This is a genomic window from Oceanospirillum sediminis (assembly GCF_014164585.1).
GTDB classification, from domain to species: Bacteria; Pseudomonadota; Gammaproteobacteria; order Pseudomonadales; family Halomonadaceae; genus Oceanospirillum; species Oceanospirillum sediminis.
Genome location: NZ_JACJFM010000001.1, coordinates 131,858 through 154,983 on the forward strand (window position 1 = coordinate 131,858; position 23,126 = coordinate 154,983).

At 49.9% G+C, this 23,126-nt stretch carries 20 protein-coding genes; 9 read left to right on the top strand and 11 right to left on the bottom strand.

The window, feature by feature from the left end; translation table 11 throughout:
- Positions 1-88 precede the first annotated feature (88 nt).
- The 5 genes from nhaC (at position 89) to H4O21_RS00560 (ending at position 5,080) form a co-directional block, all read left to right on the top strand.
- Positions 89-1,534 carry a Na+/H+ antiporter NhaC gene (gene nhaC, locus H4O21_RS00540; protein ID WP_182807092.1) on the top strand — a complete coding sequence of 482 codons (1,446 nt, stop codon included), beginning with the start codon at positions 89-91 and terminating at the stop codon, positions 1,532-1,534.
- A gap of 51 nt (positions 1,535-1,585) precedes the next feature.
- A complete protein-coding gene (locus H4O21_RS00545) occupies positions 1,586-2,902 on the top strand; it encodes an NAD(P)/FAD-dependent oxidoreductase (protein ID WP_182806862.1) in 1,317 nt (438 codons plus the stop codon).
- Between the two features lie 355 nt (positions 2,903-3,257).
- Positions 3,258-4,406, top strand: coding sequence for a succinyl-diaminopimelate desuccinylase (gene dapE, locus H4O21_RS00550; protein ID WP_182806863.1), 1,149 nt, complete (start codon positions 3,258-3,260; stop codon positions 4,404-4,406).
- Positions 4,407-4,437: 31 nt separating this feature from the next.
- Positions 4,438-4,716, top strand: a complete 279-nt coding sequence (locus H4O21_RS00555) for a hypothetical protein (protein WP_182806864.1) — start codon at positions 4,438-4,440, stop codon at positions 4,714-4,716.
- On the top strand, positions 4,697-5,080 hold the full coding sequence (locus H4O21_RS00560; protein ID WP_182806865.1) for a hypothetical protein: 384 nt from the start codon (positions 4,697-4,699) through the stop codon (positions 5,078-5,080). The genes H4O21_RS00555 and H4O21_RS00560 overlap by 20 nt, the downstream gene beginning before the upstream one ends.
- A gap of 90 nt (positions 5,081-5,170) precedes the next feature.
- Here H4O21_RS00560 and H4O21_RS26065 read toward each other — a convergent pair whose 3' ends face one another.
- Entirely contained in the window at positions 5,171-5,590 is a 420-nt protein-coding gene (locus tag H4O21_RS26065) for a cold-shock protein (RefSeq protein WP_182806866.1), read from the bottom strand.
- A gap of 232 nt (positions 5,591-5,822) precedes the next feature.
- Here H4O21_RS26065 and H4O21_RS00570 point away from each other — a divergent pair, with 232 nt between their 5' ends.
- Positions 5,823-6,038 (top strand): SlyX family protein, encoded by a 216-nt coding sequence (locus H4O21_RS00570; protein ID WP_182806867.1) that lies wholly within the window; start codon positions 5,823-5,825, stop codon positions 6,036-6,038.
- A gap of 132 nt (positions 6,039-6,170) precedes the next feature.
- Here the strand turns inward: H4O21_RS00570 and H4O21_RS00575 are convergent, their stop codons facing one another.
- The 4 genes from H4O21_RS00575 to H4O21_RS00590 all read right to left on the bottom strand — a co-directional run bounded on the left by H4O21_RS00575 (position 6,171) and on the right by H4O21_RS00590 (position 11,754).
- Positions 6,171-6,485 (bottom strand): BolA family protein, encoded by a 315-nt coding sequence (locus H4O21_RS00575; RefSeq protein WP_182806868.1) that lies wholly within the window; start codon positions 6,483-6,485, stop codon positions 6,171-6,173.
- A gap of 200 nt (positions 6,486-6,685) precedes the next feature.
- Positions 6,686-8,077, bottom strand: a complete 1,392-nt coding sequence (locus H4O21_RS00580; protein ID WP_182806869.1) for a DUF3422 family protein — start codon at positions 8,075-8,077, stop codon at positions 6,686-6,688.
- 336 nt (positions 8,078-8,413) lie between these two features.
- Complete coding sequence (locus H4O21_RS00585; protein ID WP_182806870.1) at positions 8,414-11,011, bottom strand: ABC transporter permease; 2,598 nt, start codon at positions 11,009-11,011, stop codon at positions 8,414-8,416.
- Positions 11,008-11,754: an ABC transporter ATP-binding protein gene (locus H4O21_RS00590; protein WP_182806871.1), complete on the bottom strand. Its 747-nt coding sequence runs from the start codon at positions 11,752-11,754 to the stop codon at positions 11,008-11,010. The genes H4O21_RS00585 and H4O21_RS00590 overlap by 4 nt, the downstream gene beginning before the upstream one ends.
- Here H4O21_RS00590 and H4O21_RS00595 point away from each other — a divergent pair.
- Positions 11,753-12,469 (top strand): arylesterase, encoded by a 717-nt coding sequence (locus H4O21_RS00595; protein ID WP_255487070.1) that lies wholly within the window; start codon positions 11,753-11,755, stop codon positions 12,467-12,469. The genes H4O21_RS00590 and H4O21_RS00595 overlap by 2 nt on opposite strands.
- Positions 12,470-12,638: 169 nt before the next feature.
- On the opposite strand, the gene H4O21_RS00600 is transcribed toward H4O21_RS00595, so the two are convergent.
- Together H4O21_RS00600 and yghU are read right to left on the bottom strand one after the other, a co-directional pair.
- Positions 12,639-13,307, bottom strand: a complete 669-nt coding sequence (locus H4O21_RS00600; protein WP_182806872.1) for a glutathione S-transferase family protein — start codon at positions 13,305-13,307, stop codon at positions 12,639-12,641.
- A 174-nt stretch (positions 13,308-13,481) separates the two neighbouring features.
- Positions 13,482-14,345: a glutathione-dependent disulfide-bond oxidoreductase gene (gene yghU, locus H4O21_RS00605; RefSeq protein WP_182806873.1), complete on the bottom strand. Its 864-nt coding sequence runs from the start codon at positions 14,343-14,345 to the stop codon at positions 13,482-13,484.
- Between the two features lie 114 nt (positions 14,346-14,459).
- Between yghU and H4O21_RS00610 the strand changes: the two genes are divergently transcribed.
- Complete coding sequence (locus H4O21_RS00610) at positions 14,460-15,347, top strand: LysR family transcriptional regulator (RefSeq protein ID WP_182806874.1); 888 nt, start codon at positions 14,460-14,462, stop codon at positions 15,345-15,347.
- 295 nt (positions 15,348-15,642) lie between these two features.
- Here H4O21_RS00610 and pyk read toward each other — a convergent pair whose 3' ends face one another.
- The 4 genes from pyk to H4O21_RS00630 all read right to left on the bottom strand — a co-directional run bounded on the left by pyk (position 15,643) and on the right by H4O21_RS00630 (position 21,172).
- Positions 15,643-17,091 (bottom strand): pyruvate kinase, encoded by a 1,449-nt coding sequence (pyk, locus tag H4O21_RS00615; protein ID WP_182806875.1) that lies wholly within the window; start codon positions 17,089-17,091, stop codon positions 15,643-15,645.
- 118 nt (positions 17,092-17,209) lie between these two features.
- Positions 17,210-18,238: a type I glyceraldehyde-3-phosphate dehydrogenase gene (gene gap, locus H4O21_RS00620; RefSeq protein WP_182806876.1), complete on the bottom strand. Its 1,029-nt coding sequence runs from the start codon at positions 18,236-18,238 to the stop codon at positions 17,210-17,212.
- Positions 18,239-18,457: 219 nt separating this feature from the next.
- On the bottom strand, positions 18,458-20,002 hold the full coding sequence (gene glpD / locus H4O21_RS00625; protein ID WP_182806877.1) for a glycerol-3-phosphate dehydrogenase: 1,545 nt from the start codon (positions 20,000-20,002) through the stop codon (positions 18,458-18,460).
- A 411-nt stretch (positions 20,003-20,413) separates the two neighbouring features.
- Positions 20,414-21,172, bottom strand: a complete 759-nt coding sequence (locus H4O21_RS00630; protein ID WP_182806878.1) for a DeoR/GlpR family transcriptional regulator — start codon at positions 21,170-21,172, stop codon at positions 20,414-20,416.
- Between the two features lie 208 nt (positions 21,173-21,380).
- Here H4O21_RS00630 and glpK point away from each other — a divergent pair, with 208 nt between their 5' ends.
- A complete protein-coding gene (gene glpK / locus H4O21_RS00635; protein ID WP_182806879.1) occupies positions 21,381-22,859 on the top strand; it encodes a glycerol kinase GlpK in 1,479 nt (492 codons plus the stop codon).
- Positions 22,860-23,126 lie beyond the last annotated feature (267 nt).

The window sequence follows — 23,126 nt, forward strand, 5'->3', positions numbered from 1 at the left end:
CTTAATTAACGATTTAAGTCAGGTAATCCGGGGATGACATAACAATAAACATAACAGATGAATATTCATTCATGGAGCATCAATAATGATGAACAATAAGTCTCCAGATATCACCATGCCCTCTGTCAGTATCGCCCTGATCCCCATAATATCGACCATTATACTGCTGGGTATTCAGATCTTTTATTACGATGATTTTACGCCTCACATTGCTCTGGCGATTGGTTTTGCCATCACTGCAATTGTGGGCTGGTCCCAGGGCTATCGCTGGAAAGACATTGAACAGGGCGCTTTTCATGTTATCCATGTCGCTATGCCTTCCATTGCGACCCTGATCGTAGTGGGTATGCTGTTAAGCACCTGGATTGCCAGCGGTACAGTTCCCACACTGATCTACTATGGCCTTGAAGTCATTAATCCAGGCTGGTTTCTGGCTGCCTGCATGCTGTTATGTTCTGTGGTCTCTTTATCTATCGGCTCCAGCTGGACAACCGTAGGTACCGTTGGTCTGGCACTGGTCGGGATAGGAACAGCTTTTGATGTGCCTTTGTACTGGACGGCAGGAGCCGTCGTATCAGGGGCATTTTTCGGAGATAAAATCTCTCCATTATCAGATACCACAAACCTGGCTGCAGCCGTTACAGAAACCAATGTCTTTGATCATATTCGCAATATGATGCCGACAACGATACCGGCTATGCTGATCGCATTTCTTCTGTATCTGTTTATAGGAGGGTCTGCTGCCGAAAACAGTCAGCTGGCACAAATCACAGATTTTAAAAACGGACTGGCTGAACACTTTGAGCTGGGACTGTTACCGTTATTACCTCTGATTATCGTTATGGCGCTGGCCTTTTTTAAAGTCGCTCCTATCCCGGCATTATTTACCGGCTTTGCTGCCGGGGCTGTTGTCGCCTGGGTGAATTACGATTATAACCTGAATCAATTGCTGACCTTTGCCCACTCCGGATTCAGTATTGAGACCCACAATGATGCTCTGAACAGTCTGCTAAACAGAGGCGGAGTCTCTTCCATGACCTGGGTGGTCACTCTGATGATGTTTGCACTGGCTTATGGCGGCGCACTTGAACGTACCCGCTGCCTTGAAGCTATTGTGGGTAAACTCTCTCACCTGACACGCAGTTATAAAGGCCTGCAGACTAACGCCATCCTGACGTCAATTACCACGAATGCTGTATCGGGTGATGTCTACCTGTCAATCGCATTACCCGGACGTATGTATGCCCCGGAATATGATCGTGTGGGTTATAGCCGGTTAAACCTTTCTCGTGCCATTGAAGAAGGGGGAACTCTGGTGTCTCCACTCATTCCATGGAATGCCGGAGGGGCTTTTGTCATGGGAGCACTGGGACTCAGTGTCGCTTCAGGTGACTATAGTGCCCTGTTATATGCTCCTCTGGCTTTCGCCTGCTGGTTATCTCCGGTCATTGGTATTTTCTATGCCCAGCTGGGACTATTCTCCCCCAGAGCAGAAAACCGTCAGAATCACATGATGGAAAAAACAGAAGCCTGATCTGTAAAGCAGAGCAGGACAGGCACGCACCGTTAATGGCCGGATAAAAATATGACACTCAATCGCTCAGATATTTCTTCACCCGACACTGCAGGGCCATCAGAAAACAGCTCACACAGTATGGCCATTATCGGTGCAGGTATTATAGGTTTGTGTTGCGCTCTTCAGGCGCAGGCACAGGGATACCAGGTAACGCTTTACGATAAAAATCAACCCAGCAAAGGGGCATCTTTCGGAAATGCAGGTTATCTGGCGACCGAACTGATCGATCCTCTGGCGACCATATCAACACTGAAAATAGCCCCCTGGCTATGGCTGAACCCACGTGGACCGCTCTTTTTACCTGCCAGCCACATGCTGAAAGTATTGCCCTGGCTGAAACGATTTATTAACGCGGCGAAACCGGATCAGGCCAATCTGAGCCGTCAGGCACTGACCCGGCTTAATAAAGAATCGGTACCTGCCTGGCGGCGATTGCTGAGTATTGTCGGCGCAGAAGATGAACTGGTACGCTCAGGCTATCTTCTGGTCTGGGAGAATAAACGAAAAAAACAGCAAGCTCTGAATCACATTAAATATATGCAGGACTCAGGAGTTGCCTGTGAATATGCAGAAGGTGAAAAACTGCAAGCGCTTGAACCTGAACTGGGAAAACGCCTGAGCCATGCCATTTATTACCCTGAGGCTTGCAGAGTCAGAGATCCATATCAGTTATGCGACAGATTATTTCAGGCATTCTTGCAACAAGGTGGTCATTTTATCCGTGAGCAGGTTGAACAGGTTACTCCTGCCCCCGGAAAAATTAATATTATCACTCTCAGCACAGAGACCGGGGTAAAAGAAAATGTATTTGATAACGCCATTATCTGTACCGGAGCATGGAGTAAAAAGCTTCTGCGCCCCATCGGCCTGGATGTCCCCCTGGAAGCGGAACGTGGTTACCATATCACTCTGCCCGATCAGCAGGCAGTCATTAAGCATGCCATAGGTTCGGCAGAACGACGTTTTGTTATCACACCTCTCGCATCGGGGCTAAGAGCCGTAGGTGTCACAGAACTTGGCGGGCTTGAAGCTGATCCTTGTTCTCAGCGTTTCAACATGCTGAAACATCACTTGCTTCAGTTACTGCCCGTGCTGGCTGACAAACCTGACTCCTCCTATGAAAAATGGATGGGGCATCGGCCAACTTTGCCGGATTCTTTACCTGTAATAGATCAGCATCCGGGTTACCCGAATCTTCTGTTTGCCTTTGGCAATCAACACCTGGGGCTGACTCAGGCTGCAGCCACGGCAGAACTCGTGCTCTCTCTGGTGAAAGGTCAACAGGGATTTATGCCTGCTCATTATTTCTCGGTGTCTCGCTTCTGAAGCTGAAAGTCATCTGCCAGACACAGTAAAATTGATTAAAGTGCGGTTCTGCCGTTTTGCCGGGATTATTTCCGGCTTTTTTATCTCTTCTGCAAAGTCAGATTAAAATGAAGTGCCCGACAGAAAAAAGATCACATGAGGCTCTTTTATAGGAAATACAGAGATAAAATACAGAATAAGTATCCACAAAAAGGCTGCATCAGCCTGTGGATAAGTTGCTGATAACTTATTACTGCCCGGAATTCGCGCTTTTCAGCGCGTTCTGATCAAATTTTGTACAGGACTAAAGCCGAGCTTTCCGGTATGATATTCGGCCCTGTTTTTCCAGCTCATACCATCATGAGGATATTCTTCCATGTCCGCAGGCAATGCCCTTACCCCTACTCTGGAACTGGCCTTTGATCTGATTAGCCGTCGTTCTGTTACGCCTGAAGATGCCGGGTGTCAGGAGCTGATGATTCAGCGTCTGGAGGCCATAGGTTTTACTGTTGAACGCCTGCGTTTTGGCAATGTTGATAATTTCTGGGCACGTCGCGGTACAGAAGCACCGGTTCTGGGTTTAGCCGGTCATACCGATGTGGTGCCAACCGGACCAGAAGCCGCCTGGGATCACCTGCCATTTGAGCCCTGTATTGCCGAAGACGGTATGCTGTATGGCCGCGGTGCGGCGGATATGAAAGGTAGTCTGGCGGCCATGGTGGTGGCCTGTGAGCAGTTTGTTGCCGAGCACCCGAACCATAAAGGCTCTATTGCTTTTCTGATTACATCTGACGAAGAAGGTCCGGCCGTCAACGGTACAGTTAAAGTAGTTGAACATCTGGAAGCTCGTGATGAAAAAATGACCTGGTGTATTGTAGGCGAGCCTTCCAGCACGAACCACACCGGTGACATCATCAAAAATGGTCGCCGGGGTTCACTGGGTTGTAAACTGATTGTGAAAGGCATCCAGGGTCACGTTGCTTATCCACACCTGGCCCGTAACCCGATTCATCAGGTTTCTCCTGCACTGGCGGAATTATCTGCGGAACACTGGGATCATGGTAATGACTATTTCCCGGCCACCAGTTTCCAGATATCCAACATCAACGGTGGAACCGGGGCAACCAATGTTATTCCGGGAGACGTGGAAGTGGTGTTCAACTTTCGTTTCTCTACCGAGCAGACACCGGATATGCTGAAAGAACGGACTCAGGCAATCCTGGATAAGCATGAACTGGAATACGACATTCACTGGACCATCAATGGCCTGCCGTTCCTGACCGAAGAAGGCGCTCTGGTTGAAGCCTGTCGTCAGTCGATTAAAGAAGCCACCGGTATTGATACCGAATTATCAACATCAGGTGGCACATCTGATGGTCGTTTTATTGCACCAACCGGTACTCAGGTGGTAGAACTGGGGCCATGCAATGCCACTATTCACAAGGTTAATGAGCATGTCGCTGCTCAGGATCTGAATGAGCTGACCGGCATTTACCAGGGTATTCTGACCCGACTTCTGACCTGATTCAGATCTGATACACGACAGTGCCAACAATATGAAACTGAAACAACGTCTGATCCGCATGTCTGAAAACAGCCCGCAGAATTTTCGCCGGGTGGTTATAGGTACCCTGATCTTTTTTGGCGGTGCCGGTATGCTGATGTGGGCGGAAGGAGCCACTCATCTGGAGCCTTTACGGCAAGAGCTGATGGCTCTTCTGGCTCTGATCATGATAGGTATCGGAGCCAGCCTGGCACTGCTGGGCTATCTGGGTCTGAGTGTGTTCCGGATTATCAAATTTCTGGATGATAAAGATGACGACGCGCTTTCCTGATATTGAGATTTACGTTAATGATCCTGAATTAGAACAGATCGTTCAGTGGTTAAACGAAGTATTTGCCAGCGTTGAAGAGCCGGTTCGGCTGGATAAGCGCACTTTGCTGTATAAAACCATCAATGCCGATGGCAAAGAGATCCCGGTGAATGTGGTAGAAAAAGCCGCAGGCAAATACTGGAGTGTCTGGTTTGACAGCCCTGAGAGTCCCTGGGCGACGGACATTGATTGTGCGCGGGCTGCTTTTGCTTATTTTAATACCACTATCCGCTGCTCTGTAGGCTCCTGGGAACCGGATCAGCCGATGGATCTGTGGTGGCAAATCAGTAAAAAAGGTGAGGGTGAGATCAGCTGGCCAGACTAAAACAGCGCTGTACCAGCCTCTTTTCGACCAAAAAATAAATATGCCCGGTCAGAACCGGGCATAATCAGATATCAGGTAACAACTCAGCAATTAGCTAATAACGGTAACATCTTCCGCCTGTAACCCTTTATCACTCTGAATAATCGCAAAACGCACACGTTGCCCTTCAGCCAGTGAACGATGGCCAGTTCCCCGAATTGAGCGGAAATGCACAAACACATCACCACCTGAATCACGGGTAATAAAACCAAACCCTTTTGAGACGTTAAACCACTTCACCGTCCCCATTTCACGATCATCATTTTCATCATTAGTAATATTCGCCAGCTGAGGTGTCATATAGTTCAGCGCTGCCGTACCAATGAAGGTTGTCAGAAAAAATACCACTGCGGCTTGTACAAAATTTTCCTGAGTTATATCAGCCTGTGTGACGGCATCAATAGCAAAGGGCCCTATCACAGCCATTACCAGGCTGATTAACACACAACGAACAAAGGAATTTTTGCTCATAGTTACACTCTCATACCCTGTAGTTATTATTAAAATCATCCAGAAAACAATGAGATAACGACCTGAATTCCATTTTCAGGCGATTAGCATCACAGTTGGCCCGAGGCTTTCGGTAAAACATCTTGAACTGTTGTAAAATCAACACCCTGAGCCAGAGCTGTGTAAACTATTATACAGAGCCTGTTCTGCACTTGAAGTGCCAGAAACCCTATAACCTGTCGGGAGTTTAATAATGTCTGATATGCGTGTTGATGAGGTAGAAATTCGTCTGGCGTTTCAGGAAGACACCATTGAAGCCTTAAATAAAATCGTAGCCGAGCAGGATAAGCGTATCCAGCGGCTGGAAGAGGGCATACGTCAATTGTATAAGGAGGTACAGGAGCATCGTAGTCAGGATGATGACATTCGGCCATTTGATCCGGCGAATGAAGTCCCCCCCCATTACTGATCAGAAATTATACGCCTGCAAATCTGGTGTGCTTAGCCTGGTTTAAAGATACTGAGCAGCTCAGAACCTGCTCAGTATCCCATTACGGAAGGCCATATCGAAAACTTGTCAGCCCTGCTGAGTTACCATCTGTCAGTGGTCGTGTTTACTGCCACCCAGACAGTTCGGAGACGCTGGCACCTCCTGCTGACGCCCCTGCCACTCCTCTTCGGTATAGGCATGGATTGCCAGGGCATGTACACCATTGGCCATTTCGTCTGCCAGAATGCCATATACGGACTGATGACGCTGAACCGGACGTTTACCGGAGAAAGCATCAGACACCAGGGTCAGTTTAAAATGGGAGTTCTCCCCCCGGCTGTGTTTATGACTTTCATTTTCCACCGACAGAAAACTCAGTGATAACTGATCGGCCAGTTTCTGTTCAATCGTCTGCTGTACACTCATGATGCTCTTTCGCTCCGCACTAAATCCAACAGGACCGGATATTCTGTCACACACAAAATAAGCCAGTAAGGCTATGAGTCTGATCAGAATAATCCCGAGTAAATTAGTCCGATTATATCAGGCCTCAGAAATCCTGTATTGCCTGATACCAGATCGAAGCTACTGCCCCTGAACAACAAAACCGTTATCACACGACCTGCTCAGCGATCCGGATCTTTCAGGTGATCCGTAACCTCTGTTTTACCCTGCCGCTTCTGCAATTCATCCAGCTCAGATTTACTGGCATTCATAATGACCTGCTTGATTCTGTGTGTCACCCACCAGACCAGTGCAATCACCACCGGCACCGCAATACCGGTAGCCAGATCTTTATTCACCGGCACACCTGCGCTGTATAACGCATTCAGAATAATTTTAACCAGACTGATTGTGTAGTAACTGATCGCGGCTATGGACAGGCCTTCAACGGTTTCCTGTAAACGCATCTGCAGTCGGCCACGACGATCCATAGAGGTCAGCAGATCCTGATTCTGAGCTTCAATAGTCAGATCAACACGGGTCTGCAACAGATCGCCAGCTCGCTCAATACGACGCGCCAGATCTTCCAGACGTTCACTGACTGACTCACAGGTGTGATAAGCCGGGGTCAGACGCCTTTCAAGAAAGGAACTGATGGTAAAGTAGTTTTCCACCTGCTGCTCTTTCAGCTCATCCATCCGCTTCATCACCAGCGCATAATAAGCGCGCATAGCAGAGAAACGATAGTTAGTATCAGTACGCCAGCGCTCAACCATCGCCGCCATCATGGATAGCTCTTTCAGCATGCGGCGCTCATCTTCATGGTCTTTCAGGTCTGCAACATTGGCAATAATCGTGGCCAGTTTGCGATCAATCTGCTGTAGTTCGGGGCTCAGACGGCGAGCTTCCGGCAGCGCCAGCAGCCCCATCAGACGGTAGGTTTCCAGCTCCAGCAGACGCTGTAACAAACGCCCTGTCTGGTTATTATTCAGACCACGGTTATGCACCAGAAAGCGGCCAAAACCATCACCATGCAGGCGAAAAGCGCTCCATACAGAAGCACCACCATCCATCAGATGGCCGTTCACCAGCCGTTGTCCTTCAAAACAGGTTTTCAACTGCTCCCGCGTCAGTTTCGGCTGCGCCGGATCCAGCATCTCGACATGAAATGCCGCCACCACCTGTCCCGGCAACTGCTTAAGCCAGTCCTGAGGAATCAGCTCCAGTGCCGTACTGTCAAAAGGCTGATCACCGGTTCCCGGACGAATAAAGGTATAAGTCACAAATTCCATATGACGACCACAGCGGAACTGAAAACCACCAAAATCAGCCTGATAGAAGTTACTGCCCTGGGCCGGCATATTCACACCATAGCGCTGACACAGGCTTTGCAGATGGGCAAATTCCTGTTCCTTCTCTTCTTCTGATAGCAGCACAGCCAGCCGGGAAACACGGGCCGGTGTCTGTACCACAGGAAAAGGACGGGCATGCAGCTCGTTGTAAAGCTCATCTCTTCTGGGATGAACATTGAAGGGCAGAATAGATTCTGCCAGGGACTGTACCTCTGCGCTCATGTCTGTTCGTTATCCTTCTTATCTTTTTTATCGCCAGTATCGGTCTGGTTATCTTTTATCGGTCAGCACTGCTTGTCCGGAACAGGCCATGCAAAAAAACAGCACTGATAAAAAAAACGGCCCGAGTGCGAACACCGGGCCGCTGATTATGCTGGAATATGCAAAAAATACTCCAGCTGAACGGGCAGTATATTCTGCTGAACTCCTGCACCCACCACAGCGTTATTGCCTCATGATGTCACCGGAGTTTCAGTTTATCCCGACGCGTCATAATGCCAGCATCCTGATACCTTCCATCCGGTCACAGGTATAACACGCTGGCATTAACGCAACATGCTAGCCTGCCCGTAGCACCTGTAATGGTGGCAGCTGAATCACATGCCGCGTTCCCCACATACCAGCCAGGGTAATAATAACGCCACCACTGACCGGCAGCACCAGCCAGTGACTCAGGCTCAGGCTGTACTCCAGTTCGAACAGGTTACGATACAGCAAAGACGCTGTCAGCTCTGACCCCATCAGTGCCAGACCGCCCGCCAGTACACCCAGCAAGACAAACTCAATCATCTGAATTTGTCGGATCTGAGCACCGGATGCTCCTAATGTGCGATAGAGCGCACCTTCACGCAATCGGTCATCCAGACTATTTCTGACCGCCGCCAGCAGCAGAATCAGACCACATAACAGAGTGAAGCCCAGCATCACTTCAACCGCCAGAGTCACCTGCTCCAGGATCTGACGTACCTGAGCCAGAATCTGGCCGATATCCAGCAAAGAAACTGCCGGGAACTGACGCACCAGCTCAGGAACCAGATCACGATTGCCTTCCGGCAGATAAAAACTGGCTAACAGGGTTTGCGGCAGAGTTTCCAGTACTCCAGGAGGGGTCAGCACATAAAAGTTAGGCTGAAAATTATCCCAGTTAACACGACGGATATTGACCACCTCTCCGGTGATTCTGTAACCCGCCAGATTAAAGGTCAGCTGATCGCCCATGCCCAGCGCCAGGTGCTCTGCCATACCGGATTCCAGAGACATAGGAATAATGGTCTGACCGGCCTGATCACCCTGACCCTCAGCTTGTTTGCTGGCAGGCAGCGTCATCAGGGATTCGTTATCCCACCACTGCCCATCAATCACAACATTCTGGTCCGGCAGAGTACTACGCCAGGACAGGTTCAGTTCCCGATGCAGGGCGTTATATTCCCGGCTCTCTTCCGGCACCATCTCCAGAGCAGGACGACCATTAATCAGTTCCAGACGGGCACGAACCATAGGGTACAGAGGCGAACGCTCAACCCCGGCTTTATCCAGTGTGGCAGCGAACTGATCTTTTTCATAAGGCTGAATATTAATCGCAAAATGGTTAGGCGCACTGTCAGGCAACTGTTGCTGCCAGCTGACCAGAAGATCGTTACGGATCAGTGCCACCAGAGCCACCACCATCAACACCAGACCAAAGGCCATCACCTGGGGCAAAGCGGTTTGTTTATGGCTGTACAGGCTGCGAATCGCCAGTCTGGGTCTGGACGGTAAACGAGGTCCCACTACTTTCAGCACCCGGAACAACCCCAGGGTAATCAGAGCCGATAACACCAACACCAGAATCAGCCCCAGTGTCAGCCACAGGGTCAGCATCAGATCACCGCAATACCAGAACACCAGCAGTACCAGAGCCACCAGTGCCAGGCCATAGACCAGAGCAGACGAAGGCGTTGCCATATCCAGATCACGCCGGAACACCCGCAGTGGTGACACCTGTTTCAGCTGCATCAGAGGCGCACTGGCAAATCCCATCAGCAATAACAGACCCGTACCTGTTGCCAGCAACCAGGGCTGCCAACTGGCCGGAGGCAGATATACCGGCAACAGATCAGCAATCAGACTGATTCCTGATGCCTGCAGCACATATCCCAGACAAGCACCCATCAAAGAGGCAATCAGTCCCAGTACCAGTAACATGCGCTGATAAATACCGCCCATTAATTGCGCGGTATGCCCCAGGCTGGCCATCACGGCCACGGTATCCTGACGGCGACGGGCAAAACGAGCAGCAGCCATAGCTACTGCCACACCAGATAAGATCACCGCACCAATACTGGTCAGCTGCAGATAACGCTGCGCACGATCCAGTGCAGTGCCAACCGATGGCCGATCCTGGCGAACATCCAGTAAACGATGGGCCGGTTCCAGCTCAGGCTCCAGCCAGGCTTTGAAACGGTCTATCTGATCAGGTTGTCCGGCAAACAGTATACGGAAGGTGACCCGACTGCCCGGTTGTACCACCTGAGTAGCCGGTACATCGGTAAAATTAATCAGCGCTCTGGGGTTAAAGCTCATAAAACCGCCACCGCGATCCGGCTCTTTAACAACCAGCTCCCGGATACGAAACAACATCTGTCCGATTTCGATCTCATCTCCAACTGAAGCATTCAGTGCAGACAACAGACGAGGCTCTACCCAGACTTCACCGCTGACCGGTAAACGACCCGCACTGTCTATAGGAGCCAGATCCTCCATAGACGCGGCCAGTCCAAGCTGACCTTTTAACGGATAACCCGAAGATACCGCTTTGACAGCCGAGAGCTGAAAGCCGGTATCCGAAGCCACCATACTGGGAAACTCCATAGTGGGCACCACGGTCAGTCCTTCTGTTCTGGCTTTATCCAGCCAGTCATCCGGAATGGCTCTGGGGCTGCGTAACACCAGGTCGCCTCCCATCAGCTGAGCAGCCTGCTGCTCCATGCCCCGTTGTAAACGGTCTGCCAGAAACGCGGTCAGCGCCACGGTCATGACCGCCAGAATCAGTGCCCAGGCCAGCAGGTTCAGATCCCCGGAACGCCATTCACGCCCCAGCAAGCGCATCGCCATCTGCCAGGAAGACACCCGGACTTTGTTACCTTGCTTACTCCGTTCAGATACCGCTGTTGTCATAACAAACCTCCTGTCGCGGTGTCCTCTGGCTCAGAATCGTTCTGAACCTGCTCGTTGAGTTTGCCATCCTGCAGATAGAAACGACGCTGACAACGTTGAGCCAGTGCTTCATCATGGGTAACCAGCACCAGGGTTGTACCCTGATCCCGATTCAGACTGAACAGCAGATCAATAATGGACTGGCCAGTATTACTGTCCAGGTTGCCGGTCGGTTCATCGGCAAACAGCACTACGGGATCACCAGCAAAAGCACGGGCAATGGCCACCCTCTGCTGCTCACCACCGGAAAGCTGACGAGGGTAATGTTTCAATCGGTGGCTCAGTCCTACATTATCCAGCCATTTGCGGGCTTTGGCCTGGTAATCCGTATCGCCGGACAGTTCCAGCGGCAACATGACATTTTCCAGTGCCGTCAGGTGCTCAAGCAGCTGAAAAGACTGGAAAACAAACCCGACCTGCTGCCGGGCCTGCGCTCTTTGTTCTTCGCTTAACTGACTCATGGGCTGATTGTTCAGCCAGATTTCACCGGATGAACTCTGATCCAGTCCGGCCAGTAGTCCCAGCAGAGTCGATTTACCGGCTCCGGAACTTCCCAGGATGGCTGCACTCTCACCAGCATTGATCTGAAAATCAATCCCCTTCAGGATATGCAAAGCCTGCTGATCAGCATCGGTCACCGTGCGACAGAGGTTTTCAGTACGAATCACAGAATTTAACGTAACATCGGACGCGGAAGCATTCATGGTTAATCAGAATCCTTATATCCCGGCTCCTGGTCATTTCTTTGCAGGTCTGTCCGGTTTTAAAAGCTTATACGGGCGAATTGTCAGATGGTTCGCCATACTGACAGCGACTATGTTTCTGCTGACCCCGGCCAGCAGTCATGCTGACGACCATCAACCGGTTATTCTGGTACTGGGTGACAGTATCAGTGCAGGCTATGGCATGTCAGCTCAGGATGGCTGGGTCAGTCTGCTGCAGGAACGCCTCAGACAACAAGGACTGACCTGGCAGGTGGTCAACGCCAGCATTAGCGGCGAAACCACACAAGGTGGACTGACCCGTTTACCTTCTCTGCTCAGACAGCATAAGCCGGAACTGGTTCTGCTTGAATTAGGAGGGAATGATGGACTAAGAGGCCTGCCACTGAACTTATTTAAGCATAATCTGAAACAGATGATTATGCTGAGCCAGCAACATAATGCTAAACCGGTCTTGCTGGGTATTCAGCTGCCCCCCAGCTATGGCCGCCGTTATACCCAGGCTTTTGCCAGAACTTATCCGGATCTGGCAGAGGAGTACCAGATTCCTGTGATGCCTTTTATTCTGGAAGGGATAGGCACCGATGCAGAGAAAATGCAGGCTGACGGCATTCATCCAACCTCTGCAGCTCAGCCACAATTGCTGAATAATATCTGGCCAGTAATCAGTCCATTGCTGAAAACCAAAGACTCCTGATACTGCCTTCCCGGTTAATAAAAAGGGCTGTCCCCCAACAGAAGCAGCCCTTTTTATTCGATAAAAAAACCAGGAAATACCCTTATTTATTTCCAGACACAGCACTGAATGATCGACCAGAAATAATTAATTAGCACCTTAAAAACAATTAATTATCGCTACGATCCGATCAATAGTTCTGAGGCAATAATGCACGCAAGGTTTCTTCATCCGCAGTCGTTTTAAAGCTGTGGTCCTGCCCGACCTGACGTGCTCTGGCTACTGCCGGACGGCTGTTCACCTCATCAAACCAGCGCTTCAGGTTCGGATATTGCGCCAGTTCATTTTCACCCAGCACACGCCCGGCCCGGTCGATCCAGCCCCAGGCCGCAATATCCGCAATGCTATAGCTATCATTAATCAGATACTGGCGCTCAGCCAGTCGGTTATCCAGAATACGGTAATGGCGCTGCACTTCTTTGCGATAGCGGTTTACTGCATAAGGTAACTCTTCTGGTGCCATATGCTGAAAATGCACAGCCTGACCAGAAAAAGGTCCCAGTCCTGTTGCCACAAACATCAGCCAGGATAACAACTCACCTCTCTCCTCTGGCTTACCCAGTAACTGGCCGCTTTTTTCTGCCAGATACAGCAAGATCGCATTGGAATCAAAAACGATAGTGCCGTCATCATCAATAGCGGGAACTTTGGCATTGGGATTTATTTTCAGAAACTCTGGAGCATGTTGCTCACCTTTAAAAGTATCCACTGGCACCAGGGTGTAATCCAGCCCGGTTTCTTCCAGCATCAGAGCGATTTTCATCGGGTTAGGTGTCGGGTGGAAATAAAACTTAATCATATTCAGATACTCACTTTGTCAGTATAAAAACTGTTTTTCAGACAGCCGGGATCGATTCTGTCGATCCGGGTGGACCAGAATTCAAAATAATCAGGTAATAAATAGCGGGGGCTTCAACCAGGGCTGATCAGATCAGCCCTGTTACAGACAGTTATCCGGGGACAGTTATCTGGCTCAGGATCGGTTCAGATGATCAAAATCGGAGGCATCATGACGCTCTGCCAGCTGCTCATCCGCTTCTCCCCAGGTACGATTAACGATACGCCCACGCTGTACTGCAGGGCGAGCACCCACTTCTTCTGTCCAGCGTTGCAGATGCTGATAGGATTTAACATCCAGGAAGGTGCCTGAGTTACCGTACTGAACACCACGCGCCAGGCCACCATACCAGGGCCAGATAGCCATATCGGCAATGGTGTACTCATCACCGGCAATATAAGCGCGATCAGCCAGTGTTTTATCCAGCAGATCCAGCTGACGCTTGGTTTCCATAGCAAAACGGTCAATGGCGTATTCAATTTTAACCGGTGCATAGTGATAGAAATGGCCAAAGCCACCGCCCAGATATGGCGCAGAGCCCTGTAACCAGAACAGCCAGTTCAACGCCTCTGTTTTCTTCAACGGGTCTTCTGGCAGAAAGCGTCCGAATTTCTCGGCCAGGTACATCAGAATATGTCCGGACTCAAACACACGTACAGCTTCATCACCTGAACGATCCAGCAGAGCCGGAATTTTTGAGTTCGGATTCACATTAACAAAACCACTGGAGAACTGATCTCCCTCACCAATTTTAATCAGGTGAGCATCATATTCTGCGCCCTGCTCTCCCGCTGCCAGCAGTTCCTCCAGCATAATGGTGACTTTCTGGCCATTCGGCGTTGCCAGCGAATACAGCTGTAAAGGGTGCTTACCTATGGGTAATTCTTTTTCATGAGTGGCTCCGGCAATCGGGCGATTGATACTGGCCCACTCGCCACCATTTCCCTGGTCCCAGGTCCACACTTCAGGTGGCTGATATCCGTTATCTGTTGTACTCATAATCTGATGACCTCTGATTTGATGATGGGAGACATTCTATGGTTTGATTTTTTCAATTGAAATAGGTTAAAAACTAAAACCAGCATTAGAAATTTTCGAACGAGCATCGATATCATGTACAGTATTGCTGAACTGGAAACCTTTGTTGCAGTTGCCCGCCGGGGTGGTATTACCGCGGCAGCCCACCACCTGGGCATCTCTGCTGCGACGACCAGTCATCGTATTTCTAAACTGGAGAAAGCACTGAAACTGGTGCTATTCCATCGTAATAGCCGCTTTTTTACTCTTACGGATGAAGGCAGTATTTTCCTGGAAAAGATAGAGCGGATTCTGGAAGATTTACATCAGGCTGAAATGGAAGCCGGAGCCTGCTCCAGAACAATTAAGGGCCACTTGCGAGTGACGCTGTCACCCTGGATTCTGACCCGCTTTATTCTGCCCAATCTGCCAGAGTTTCAGGAAAAACACCCCAGGCTTTCGCTGGAGTTTTCCACGGCAGATAATTTTGTTCCCCTGGCAGAAGAAGGTCAGGACTGCGCTATTCGGGTCGGTCGTTTACCCGATAGTTCTCTGGTGGCCCGTCGTATCTGTGATAATGATCGTCTGATCTGCGCATCCCCTGAACTGCTGGAGCGTATCGGCACACCTCAGTGTATTAATGATCTGGAAAGTGTGCCCTGGGTGTGTCTGCCCTGGCAGACTCGATTTTCTCTGAAAGATAAAACAGGGGCAATTCGTCAGCTGGTGACGGAACGTAATATTCTGATGACTCATTCCGACTCACTGACCGAAGCCGCCTTGCAGGGTATAGGGGTCGCCGTTAAATCCCGTCTGGCTATCTGCCAGGAGCTGGCTGAAGGCCGTCTGGTTGAAATTCTGCCCGGTGTATTAAGTCCCAGTGAAGCACCAATCTGGTTTATTACCCTGCCGGATGCCCGCAACAGCCGCAAAATAAGCTTATTCAGTGATATGGTGTTTGAAGCATTTAAAGATTATCGATAACCTGGCCTGCCGCTACAGCACGGCAGATGCAGATACCATAGATAGACAGACACAGAAGCGATAGGCTGGTAACAGGAAAATGCAGAAAAAAGCTCCGGCCAGACTGGCCGGAGTAAATGAGCATACACTCACACACTCAGCTGGATTCTGAAGACGAAAACCTCACTTAACGTCTGCAAAACCTTACTAATTTAAGAGCCGTGACAAGCGCTGCTCCGACGACATCGGAAGCACCCTGCTCAGCCACAGGTGATTCAGACCCGGACTAAGTAAGGTACTGTAAATATAAGACCTATCAGGCGATATTCTGGCTGACACGCACCACTTTCATGGTATTGGTGCCGCCCTGGGCATTGATATAATCCCCTTTAGTAATAATCACCCTGTCCCCTTCCTGCACCACTCCACGGCGCAGCAGTTCATCCACTGCCCGCTGGTTGATCTGTTCGTTAGGAATATCTTCACTGTGGAAAGGCACCGTTTTCACACCACGGTAAATCGCCACTTTGCGCTGGGTATGCGGGTGACGGGAAAAAGCAAAAATAGGCTGCTCTGAACGAATACGGGACATCAGCAGAGGCGTGGCTCCGGTCTCAGTCATACAGATAATCGCCGTCACACCTCTCAGATGATTAGCGGCATACATCGCCGACAACGCGATGGTTTCATCCACGTCTTCAAAATCTTCATTAATACGATGTTTCGAACGGTGGTTGGAAGGATGTTTTTCCGCACCCAGAATCACCCGAGCCATCGCTTCAACCGTCTGCACAGGATAATCACCGGTGGCAGTTTCCGCCGACAGCATCACGGCATCAGTGCCATCCAGTACCGCATTAGCTACATCAAATACCTCTGCCCGAGTGGGCATAGGACTGGTGATCATGGATTCCATCATCTGAGTGGCGGTAATCACCACCCGATTGAGGCTTCTGGCCCGTTCGATAATGTGTTTCTGTACCCCGATCAGTTCCGCATCCCCGATCTCGACTCCCAGATCACCACGGGCGACCATCACCCCATCAGAGGCAGCGATAATGCCATCCAGCACATCGGTATCACTGACCGCTTCCGCCCGCTCAATCTTGGCAATCAGCCCCCCTTCACCACCGGCTTCCCGTAACAGACGACGGGCGTATTCAATATCGTCGCCACTGCGAGGGAAAGACACCGCCAGATAATCCACCTCCAGTTCGGCGGCTGTGCGGATATCCTGCTTATCTTTATCCGTTAGCGCAGATGCTGATAAACCGCCACCTTGCCGGTTAATACCTTTATTGTTGGATAAAGGACCGGCTACCCGTACGGAGCAATGAATCTCCTGCCCACGTACCGTGTTAACTTCCAGTTCAACACGGCCATCATCCAGCAACAGAATATCGCCAGGCTGACTATCACTCACCAGCGCCTTGTAATCGATTCCTACTCTGTGTTCATCACCGGCATCAGAATCCAGTGCAGCATCCAGAATAAATGGCTGACCTTCCTGTAACTGAATTTTTTGTTGTTTAAAACGGGCAATACGAATCTTAGGGCCTTGCAGGTCCCCCAGAATCGCGACAAAACGACCATGTTTTTTCGCCAGCTGACGCACCAGTTCAGCTCTTTGCTGATGATCCTGAGCACAACCATGGGAGAAGTTCAGGCGGACCACATTCACGCCTGCCAGTACCAGCTGTTCAATGGCTTCAGGTGAACTGGTGGCAGGTCCAAGGGTAGCGACAATTTTTGTTCTGCGTTGCATAACACGGCCTGTACCGGCGAAATACCGGTGATTAAATCCTTAAAAAAGCCGGAGCCCAATGAGCGCGGGGAGGTTACACGAGCTCCGGCATGAGAAGCGTTACAACATCATGAAAACATCAGAGCAGTGCCGCCAGTACCAGAGTGTTATCCAGCATACGATTTGAGAAGCCCCACTCGTTGTCATACCAGGACATCACTTTTACCAGACGGCCATTCACCCGAGTCTGGCTCAGATCAAATACTGAGGATGCCGGATTATGGTTAAAATCACAGGAAACGAGGGGCAGATTATTCACTTCCAGAATGCCTTTCAGTTGTCCCTGAGCCGCTTCCTGAATCACCGCATTCACTTCTTCTACGCTGGTATCCCGGCTGGCAACAAAATTCAGATCAACCACGGATACATTGATCACAGGCACACGTACCGCCATACCATCCAGACGACCATTCAGCTCAGGCAGGACCAGACCGACTGCTGCTGCTGCACCGGTTTGAGTCGGAATCATAGACTGGGTAGCAGAGCGGGCCCGGTAAGGATCAGAATGGTACACATCACTCAGACTCTGATCGTTGGTGTAGGCATGAATCGTAGTCATCAGGCCACTTTCGATACCAATGGCGTCATGCAACGGTTTCGCCACCGGAGCCAGACAGTTCGTGGTACAGGAGGCATTAGAGATCACCTGATGATCAGATGTCAGCTGGTTGTGGTTAATACCGTAAACTACCGTCGCATCGACACCACTGGCCGGAGCAGAAATAATCACTTTGGCGGCACCGGCTTCAATGTGCGCTGAGGCTTTTTCTTTGCTGGTAAAGATGCCGGTACATTCGTAAACGATATCCACGTTTAACTCTGCCCAGGGCAGATCAGCCGGATTACGCTCAGAGCAGATGCGAATCACATCGTCATTCACCACCAGAGCATCCTGCTTACAGGATACGTCAGCCTGAAAAGGACCATGCACAGAGTCGAAGCGAATCAGGTGAGCATTGATCTCGGCATCCCCCAGATCATTAATCCCCACCACCTGAATGCGATCACGATAACCGCCTTCATACAAGGCTCTCAGTACATTACGGCCAATGCGACCAAAACCATTGATAGCAACCCGAATGGGTTCAGAACGATGTAAATCCGACATATTTCACCTGCCTTTATTTCTCTTATTTCAGGTTGATCGTGTTTGCCTGTCTGTCTCCCGCTTCTGTCTGTACGATTCAATTCTGTAAGTGAATCAAAAGTGATTCTGGGCAGAATTCAGAGCGTAAGAGGCCCTCAGCCTGAAACTCAGGCTGATACCGGTTATCAACAACAGAAACGGGTTATTTTTTATCCGTGATGAGTTAAGTCATCTGTACTGTCAGGCCGCCTTCTCTGAACGATTACTGTGTTCAGAGGCAGAGGGCTTTTTTACCTCTGGAGACTGCTCCAGGTAGGCTTTCAGCTGATCCAGCTGTTCATCTTTTAACCAGAGTCCCAGTTTGGTACGTCGCCAGACAATATCTTCTGTCGTCAGCGCCCATTCTGAACGGATCAGATAATTCACTTCTGCAGCATACAGGCCTTTACCAAAGTGCTCTCCCAGATCTTCCATCTGGGAACAACCCTCCAGCAGCTTTTCTGTTAGCGTGCCGTAAGTGCGCACATAGCGCTGTGCCAGCCCGGTTTCCAGCCAGGGGTACTGACGATTAAACTGCTGTAGCAGACCGCTCTGGGAGATAAAATTGCCACCTGGCATAGGGGTATCTGCAGTCCAGGCTGCACCGGCTTTCGGGAAAAACTCACACAGCTTATCCACTGCTGCCTGAGCCAGTTTGCGATAAGTGGTAATCTTGCCACCGAACACCGACAGCAAAGGCGTTCTGTTATCCGGCGCATCCACCTCAAAGGTGTAGTCACGGGTGACGGCTTTAGCATCAGCCGCTTCATCATCCATTAACGGACGTACACCGGAGTAGCTGTGGACGACACCACTGGCCTGCACTTTTGTCTTAAAGTGAGCATTGGTCACAGCCACCAGATAATCAATTTCATCCTGATCAATGGTCACTCTGGATGGATCGCCCTGATACTCGACATCAGTCGTACCAATCAGAGAGAAATCATCTTCGTAAGGAATCACAAAGACGATACGACCATCTTCGTTCTGCAGAATATACGCCTGAGACTCATTATGGATCTTAGGCACAATAATATGACTGCCTTTCACCAGACGGATGCTTTTTGGGGCTTTCTGTTCCATAGTGTCATCAAACAGACTGGATACCCAGGGGCCACCGGCATTCACAACTGCACGCGTCTTCACATCATGGATATCACCGCTCAGGGTATCCTGCAGCTGAATCCGCCAGAAATCACCTTCACGGCGCGCTTTAAGGCATTTTGTACGTGTGAGAATATCCGCACCCTTTTCCTGCGCCATCATAGCGTTCAGGATCACTAACCGGGCATCATCCACCCAGCCATCAGAGTATTCGAAGCCTTTCTTAATCTCAGGTATCAGAGCGCTGTCTGCCCCGAACTTAATACCTTCTGAAGCCGGTAAGGTGACACGTTTGGCCAGATGGTCATACAGAAACAGACCCGCACGTATCATCAGTGCCGGACGAAGATGGGGACGATGAGGCAAACGAAAACGCAGAGGCCACATAATGTGCGGTGCATTTTTCAGCAGCACTTCGCGTTCAGCCAGCGCTTCACGTACCAGGCGGAACTCATAGTATTCCAGGTAGCGTAAACCACCATGAATCAGTTTACTGCTGTTAGATGAAGTGGCTGATGCCAGATCATTCATCTCACACAAGGCGACACTCAGGCCTCGTCCGGCGGCATCTGCTGCGATTCCGACACCGTTAACACCACCACCAATCACCAGTAAATCATAGATTTCCTGCCTGAGAGCCATCGTCGTTTTCTCCTCGTCGTGATACCAGGGGGCTCATTTATGTGACTGATCACACCTCTGGTATTCCGATCTGTCATTCGGGGCATAATGTTCGTTTCGAACAACTATAGCGTTCGAAAACGAAACAAATCAACAAAAAACGAAAATAATTTTACGTTCATCTGATGACAGAATGACGACGAAAAAAGATAAGAAGTCTTACAGAACAGGAAAAACAGAGGAAAAACGGGACGTTACCAAACTAAAAGTTCAGAATAAAACATCCTGGGATTCAGCACTCATAGAAAGAGAAGAGCCATAGAAAAGGGGAGGGGGCAAAAGATATAACCAGGGGCCTGTCTGCGCGATTCAGATTCAGGTAATGCAATGATCAATAAAAGCAGAATCAGAACCGCATCAGATAACAGAACATCAGACAATATGCATACTGATATCGTTGTTGTGCAGAATCTCTACAATCTCTTCAGGCGGCTGACTGTCGGTATACAGATGACTGATCTGTGAAATATTGCCCTGCTTAACCATAGCACTGCGACCAAATTTAGAATGATCCACCGCCAGAATGACACTACGGGAGTGTTCAATAATCGCCTGGGCAACTTTTACTTCCCGATAATCAAAGTCCAGTAAAGAACCGTCTTTACTGATACCACTGATACCGATAATGCCGTAGTCCATCTGAAACTGGCTGATAAAATCGCAGGTGGCTTCACCGATAATACCACCATCTCTGTGTCGGACTTCACCTGCCGCGATGATCACAGTAAAGTCCTCTTTAGAAGACAGGATCGAAGCAACATGGATATTGTTCGTCACCACTTTCAGATCTCTGTGGTTTAACAGCGCCTTAGCGATGGTTTCTGTGGTAGTGCCAATATTGATAAACAGAGACGCACCGTCGGGAATCATACGCACCAGCTCCTGAGCAATACGCTCTTTCGCAGCCAGATTCATGATTTTGCGCGACTGATAGGACGCATTTACTGTGCTGGATTCGACGCCCGCACCACCGTGATGGCGGCGAATATGATTTTCGCTGGCTAACTGGTTCAGGTCCCGGCGTATGGTCTGGGGCGTCACCTGAAAATGATCAACCAGTTCATCTATGCTGACAAAACCTTTTTGCTGGATAAGCTCCAGAATCTGATGATGGCGTCGATTCTGCGACATGAGTATTTCAAGCTCCCGGTAATTCCCGATGAATGCTGCGCCATTATCCCATAATCCAGCCATAATCTGTTAACGTCAGACGCTTATCAGATCGTATATAACCCGCACTGATGGCGGTTACAGCATGTTCGTTTATTGCCTGTTTTTTCAAAATAGTGCATTATCGAAAAATTCTGAACATCATGAAAAAACAACAAAGGTTATGTTCATGTCCGGTTACATTTTGTCTATCGACCAGGGAACAACCAGTTCCCGAGCTATCTTATTTACTCGGGAAGGCCGGGTACACGCCGCCGCTCAGAAGGAATTCCCTCAGTATTTCCCTGAGGATGGCTGGGTAGAACATAACCCCGAAGACTTATGGAATACCGTGCTTGAGACCTGTCGTCAGGTGATGACTGACAACAATATCAGTGCACAGGAAATATTATCGATTGGCATTACCAACCAGCGGGAAACAACGCTCGTCTGGGACAAACACACCGGTAAAGCGATCTACAACGCCATTGTCTGGCAGGACCGCCGTACAGCAAAGTACTGCGAACAGCTCAACGCCGAGGGTCTGGAAGATAAAGTTACCCAGAAAACCGGCCTGCTGATCGATCCTTACTTCTCTGCAACCAAACTGCGCTGGATTCTGGAGCAAACACCCGGAGCACGAGAAAAAGCCGCTAATGGCGAACTGTTGTTCGGCACGGTAGACAGCTTCCTGCTCTGGCATCTGACCGGCGGTAAAGTCCACAGAACCGACGCCACGAACGCTTCCCGTACCATGCTGTTTAACATCCATGAACAGTGCTGGGATAAAGAGCTGCTGGAACTGTTTGAGGTACCAGAAGCCATGCTGCCAGAGGTGATGGATTCTGCCGCTGATTTCGGTGAAACCGAAGCAGAATTACTGGGAGCCTCTATCCCGGTACAGGGCATCGCCGGAGACCAGCAAGCCGCCCTGTTCGGTCAGACCTGTTTTACCGAAGGTATGGCCAAAAGCACATACGGCACAGGCTGCTTCCTGATTCTGAATACCGGTGAAAAAGCTCTGAAATCGGAAAACCGTCTGCTAACTACCGTCGCTTATCGCCTGAATGGCAAACCCACCTATGCGCTGGAAGGTAGTATCTTTATTGCCGGAGCAGCTATCCAGTGGATTCGTGACGGCCTGAAACTGATCAGTGATGCCGGAGAAACGGAATCTCTGGCGGAGCAAACCCCGGACGACCATGGCGTATTTATGGTTCCGGCCTTTACCGGCCTGGGCGCTCCTTACTGGAACCCGAATGCCCGTGGCGCTATCTTTGGCCTGACCCGTGATACCGGAATTAAAGAGATAGTAACCGCAGGCCTGCAATCGGTTTGCTATCAGACCAAAGACCTGCAGAAAGCGATGGAAAACGACGGTGTTCGTCCAACGACACTTCGTGTTGATGGCGGCATGGTAGCCAATAACTGGGTACTGACGTTCCTGTCTGATATCCTGGGTGCCCATGTAGACCGCCCGGAAGTGATTGAAACCACCGCGCTGGGTGCGGCTTACCTGGCCGGATTACAGGCAGGTATCTACTCATCACTGGAAGAACTGCAGGAACTCTGGCATTGCGATAAACGTTTCTCTCCTGAAATGACCAAAGAACGTCGCGATGAACTGTATGCTCAATGGCAGAATGCTGTGCATAAAGTGCATGAGTAAAAGGACAAAACTCCCTTCAAACGAAGACTGACCCTCCAAATAATTACCGACTTCGCCTCATCAACATGATGAGGCGAAATCAGCCCAAAAGACAAAACTGCACCTCATCCGCATACCTCTTCGTGCAACAATTCATCAGATAAAACAAAACCTTTCAGCTGATAGCACTGGTTTTAGTGGATTACTGTAGCTGGTTAACATTTCCCCAGAGAAGCGTTAACTAAACTTATGTTCCACGGGCGGGAAGCTGGACAAATCGGGGGGGGG

What these genes read in the sequence shown, in the direction of transcription:
- nhaC (WP_182807092.1), top strand. Translation starts at nt 89, where the DNA reads ATGAACAATAAGTCTCCAGATATCACCATGCCCTCTGTCAGTATCGCC.
- H4O21_RS00545 (WP_182806862.1), top strand. Translation starts at nt 1,586, where the DNA reads ATGACACTCAATCGCTCAGATATTTCTTCACCCGACACTGCAGGGCCA.
- dapE (WP_182806863.1), top strand. Translation starts at nt 3,258, where the DNA reads ATGTCCGCAGGCAATGCCCTTACCCCTACTCTGGAACTGGCCTTTGAT.
- H4O21_RS00555 (WP_182806864.1), top strand. Translation starts at nt 4,438, where the DNA reads ATGAAACTGAAACAACGTCTGATCCGCATGTCTGAAAACAGCCCGCAG.
- H4O21_RS00560 (WP_182806865.1), top strand. Translation starts at nt 4,697, where the DNA reads ATGACGACGCGCTTTCCTGATATTGAGATTTACGTTAATGATCCTGAA.
- H4O21_RS26065 (WP_182806866.1), bottom strand. Translation starts at nt 5,590, where the DNA reads ATGAGCAAAAATTCCTTTGTTCGTTGTGTGTTAATCAGCCTGGTAATG.
- H4O21_RS00570 (WP_182806867.1), top strand. Translation starts at nt 5,823, where the DNA reads ATGTCTGATATGCGTGTTGATGAGGTAGAAATTCGTCTGGCGTTTCAG.
- H4O21_RS00575 (WP_182806868.1), bottom strand. Translation starts at nt 6,485, where the DNA reads ATGAGTGTACAGCAGACGATTGAACAGAAACTGGCCGATCAGTTATCA.
- H4O21_RS00580 (WP_182806869.1), bottom strand. Translation starts at nt 8,077, where the DNA reads ATGAGCGCAGAGGTACAGTCCCTGGCAGAATCTATTCTGCCCTTCAAT.
- H4O21_RS00585 (WP_182806870.1), bottom strand. Translation starts at nt 11,011, where the DNA reads ATGACAACAGCGGTATCTGAACGGAGTAAGCAAGGTAACAAAGTCCGG.
- H4O21_RS00595 (WP_255487070.1), top strand. Translation starts at nt 11,753, where the DNA reads ATGGTTAATCAGAATCCTTATATCCCGGCTCCTGGTCATTTCTTTGCA.
- H4O21_RS00590 (WP_182806871.1), bottom strand. Translation starts at nt 11,754, where the DNA reads ATGAATGCTTCCGCGTCCGATGTTACGTTAAATTCTGTGATTCGTACT.
- H4O21_RS00600 (WP_182806872.1), bottom strand. Translation starts at nt 13,307, where the DNA reads ATGATTAAGTTTTATTTCCACCCGACACCTAACCCGATGAAAATCGCT.
- yghU (WP_182806873.1), bottom strand. Translation starts at nt 14,345, where the DNA reads ATGAGTACAACAGATAACGGATATCAGCCACCTGAAGTGTGGACCTGG.
- H4O21_RS00610 (WP_182806874.1), top strand. Translation starts at nt 14,460, where the DNA reads ATGTACAGTATTGCTGAACTGGAAACCTTTGTTGCAGTTGCCCGCCGG.
- pyk (WP_182806875.1), bottom strand. Translation starts at nt 17,091, where the DNA reads ATGCAACGCAGAACAAAAATTGTCGCTACCCTTGGACCTGCCACCAGT.
- gap (WP_182806876.1), bottom strand. Translation starts at nt 18,238, where the DNA reads ATGTCGGATTTACATCGTTCTGAACCCATTCGGGTTGCTATCAATGGT.
- glpD (WP_182806877.1), bottom strand. Translation starts at nt 20,002, where the DNA reads ATGGCTCTCAGGCAGGAAATCTATGATTTACTGGTGATTGGTGGTGGT.
- H4O21_RS00630 (WP_182806878.1), bottom strand. Translation starts at nt 21,172, where the DNA reads ATGTCGCAGAATCGACGCCATCATCAGATTCTGGAGCTTATCCAGCAA.
- glpK (WP_182806879.1), top strand. Translation starts at nt 21,381, where the DNA reads ATGTCCGGTTACATTTTGTCTATCGACCAGGGAACAACCAGTTCCCGA.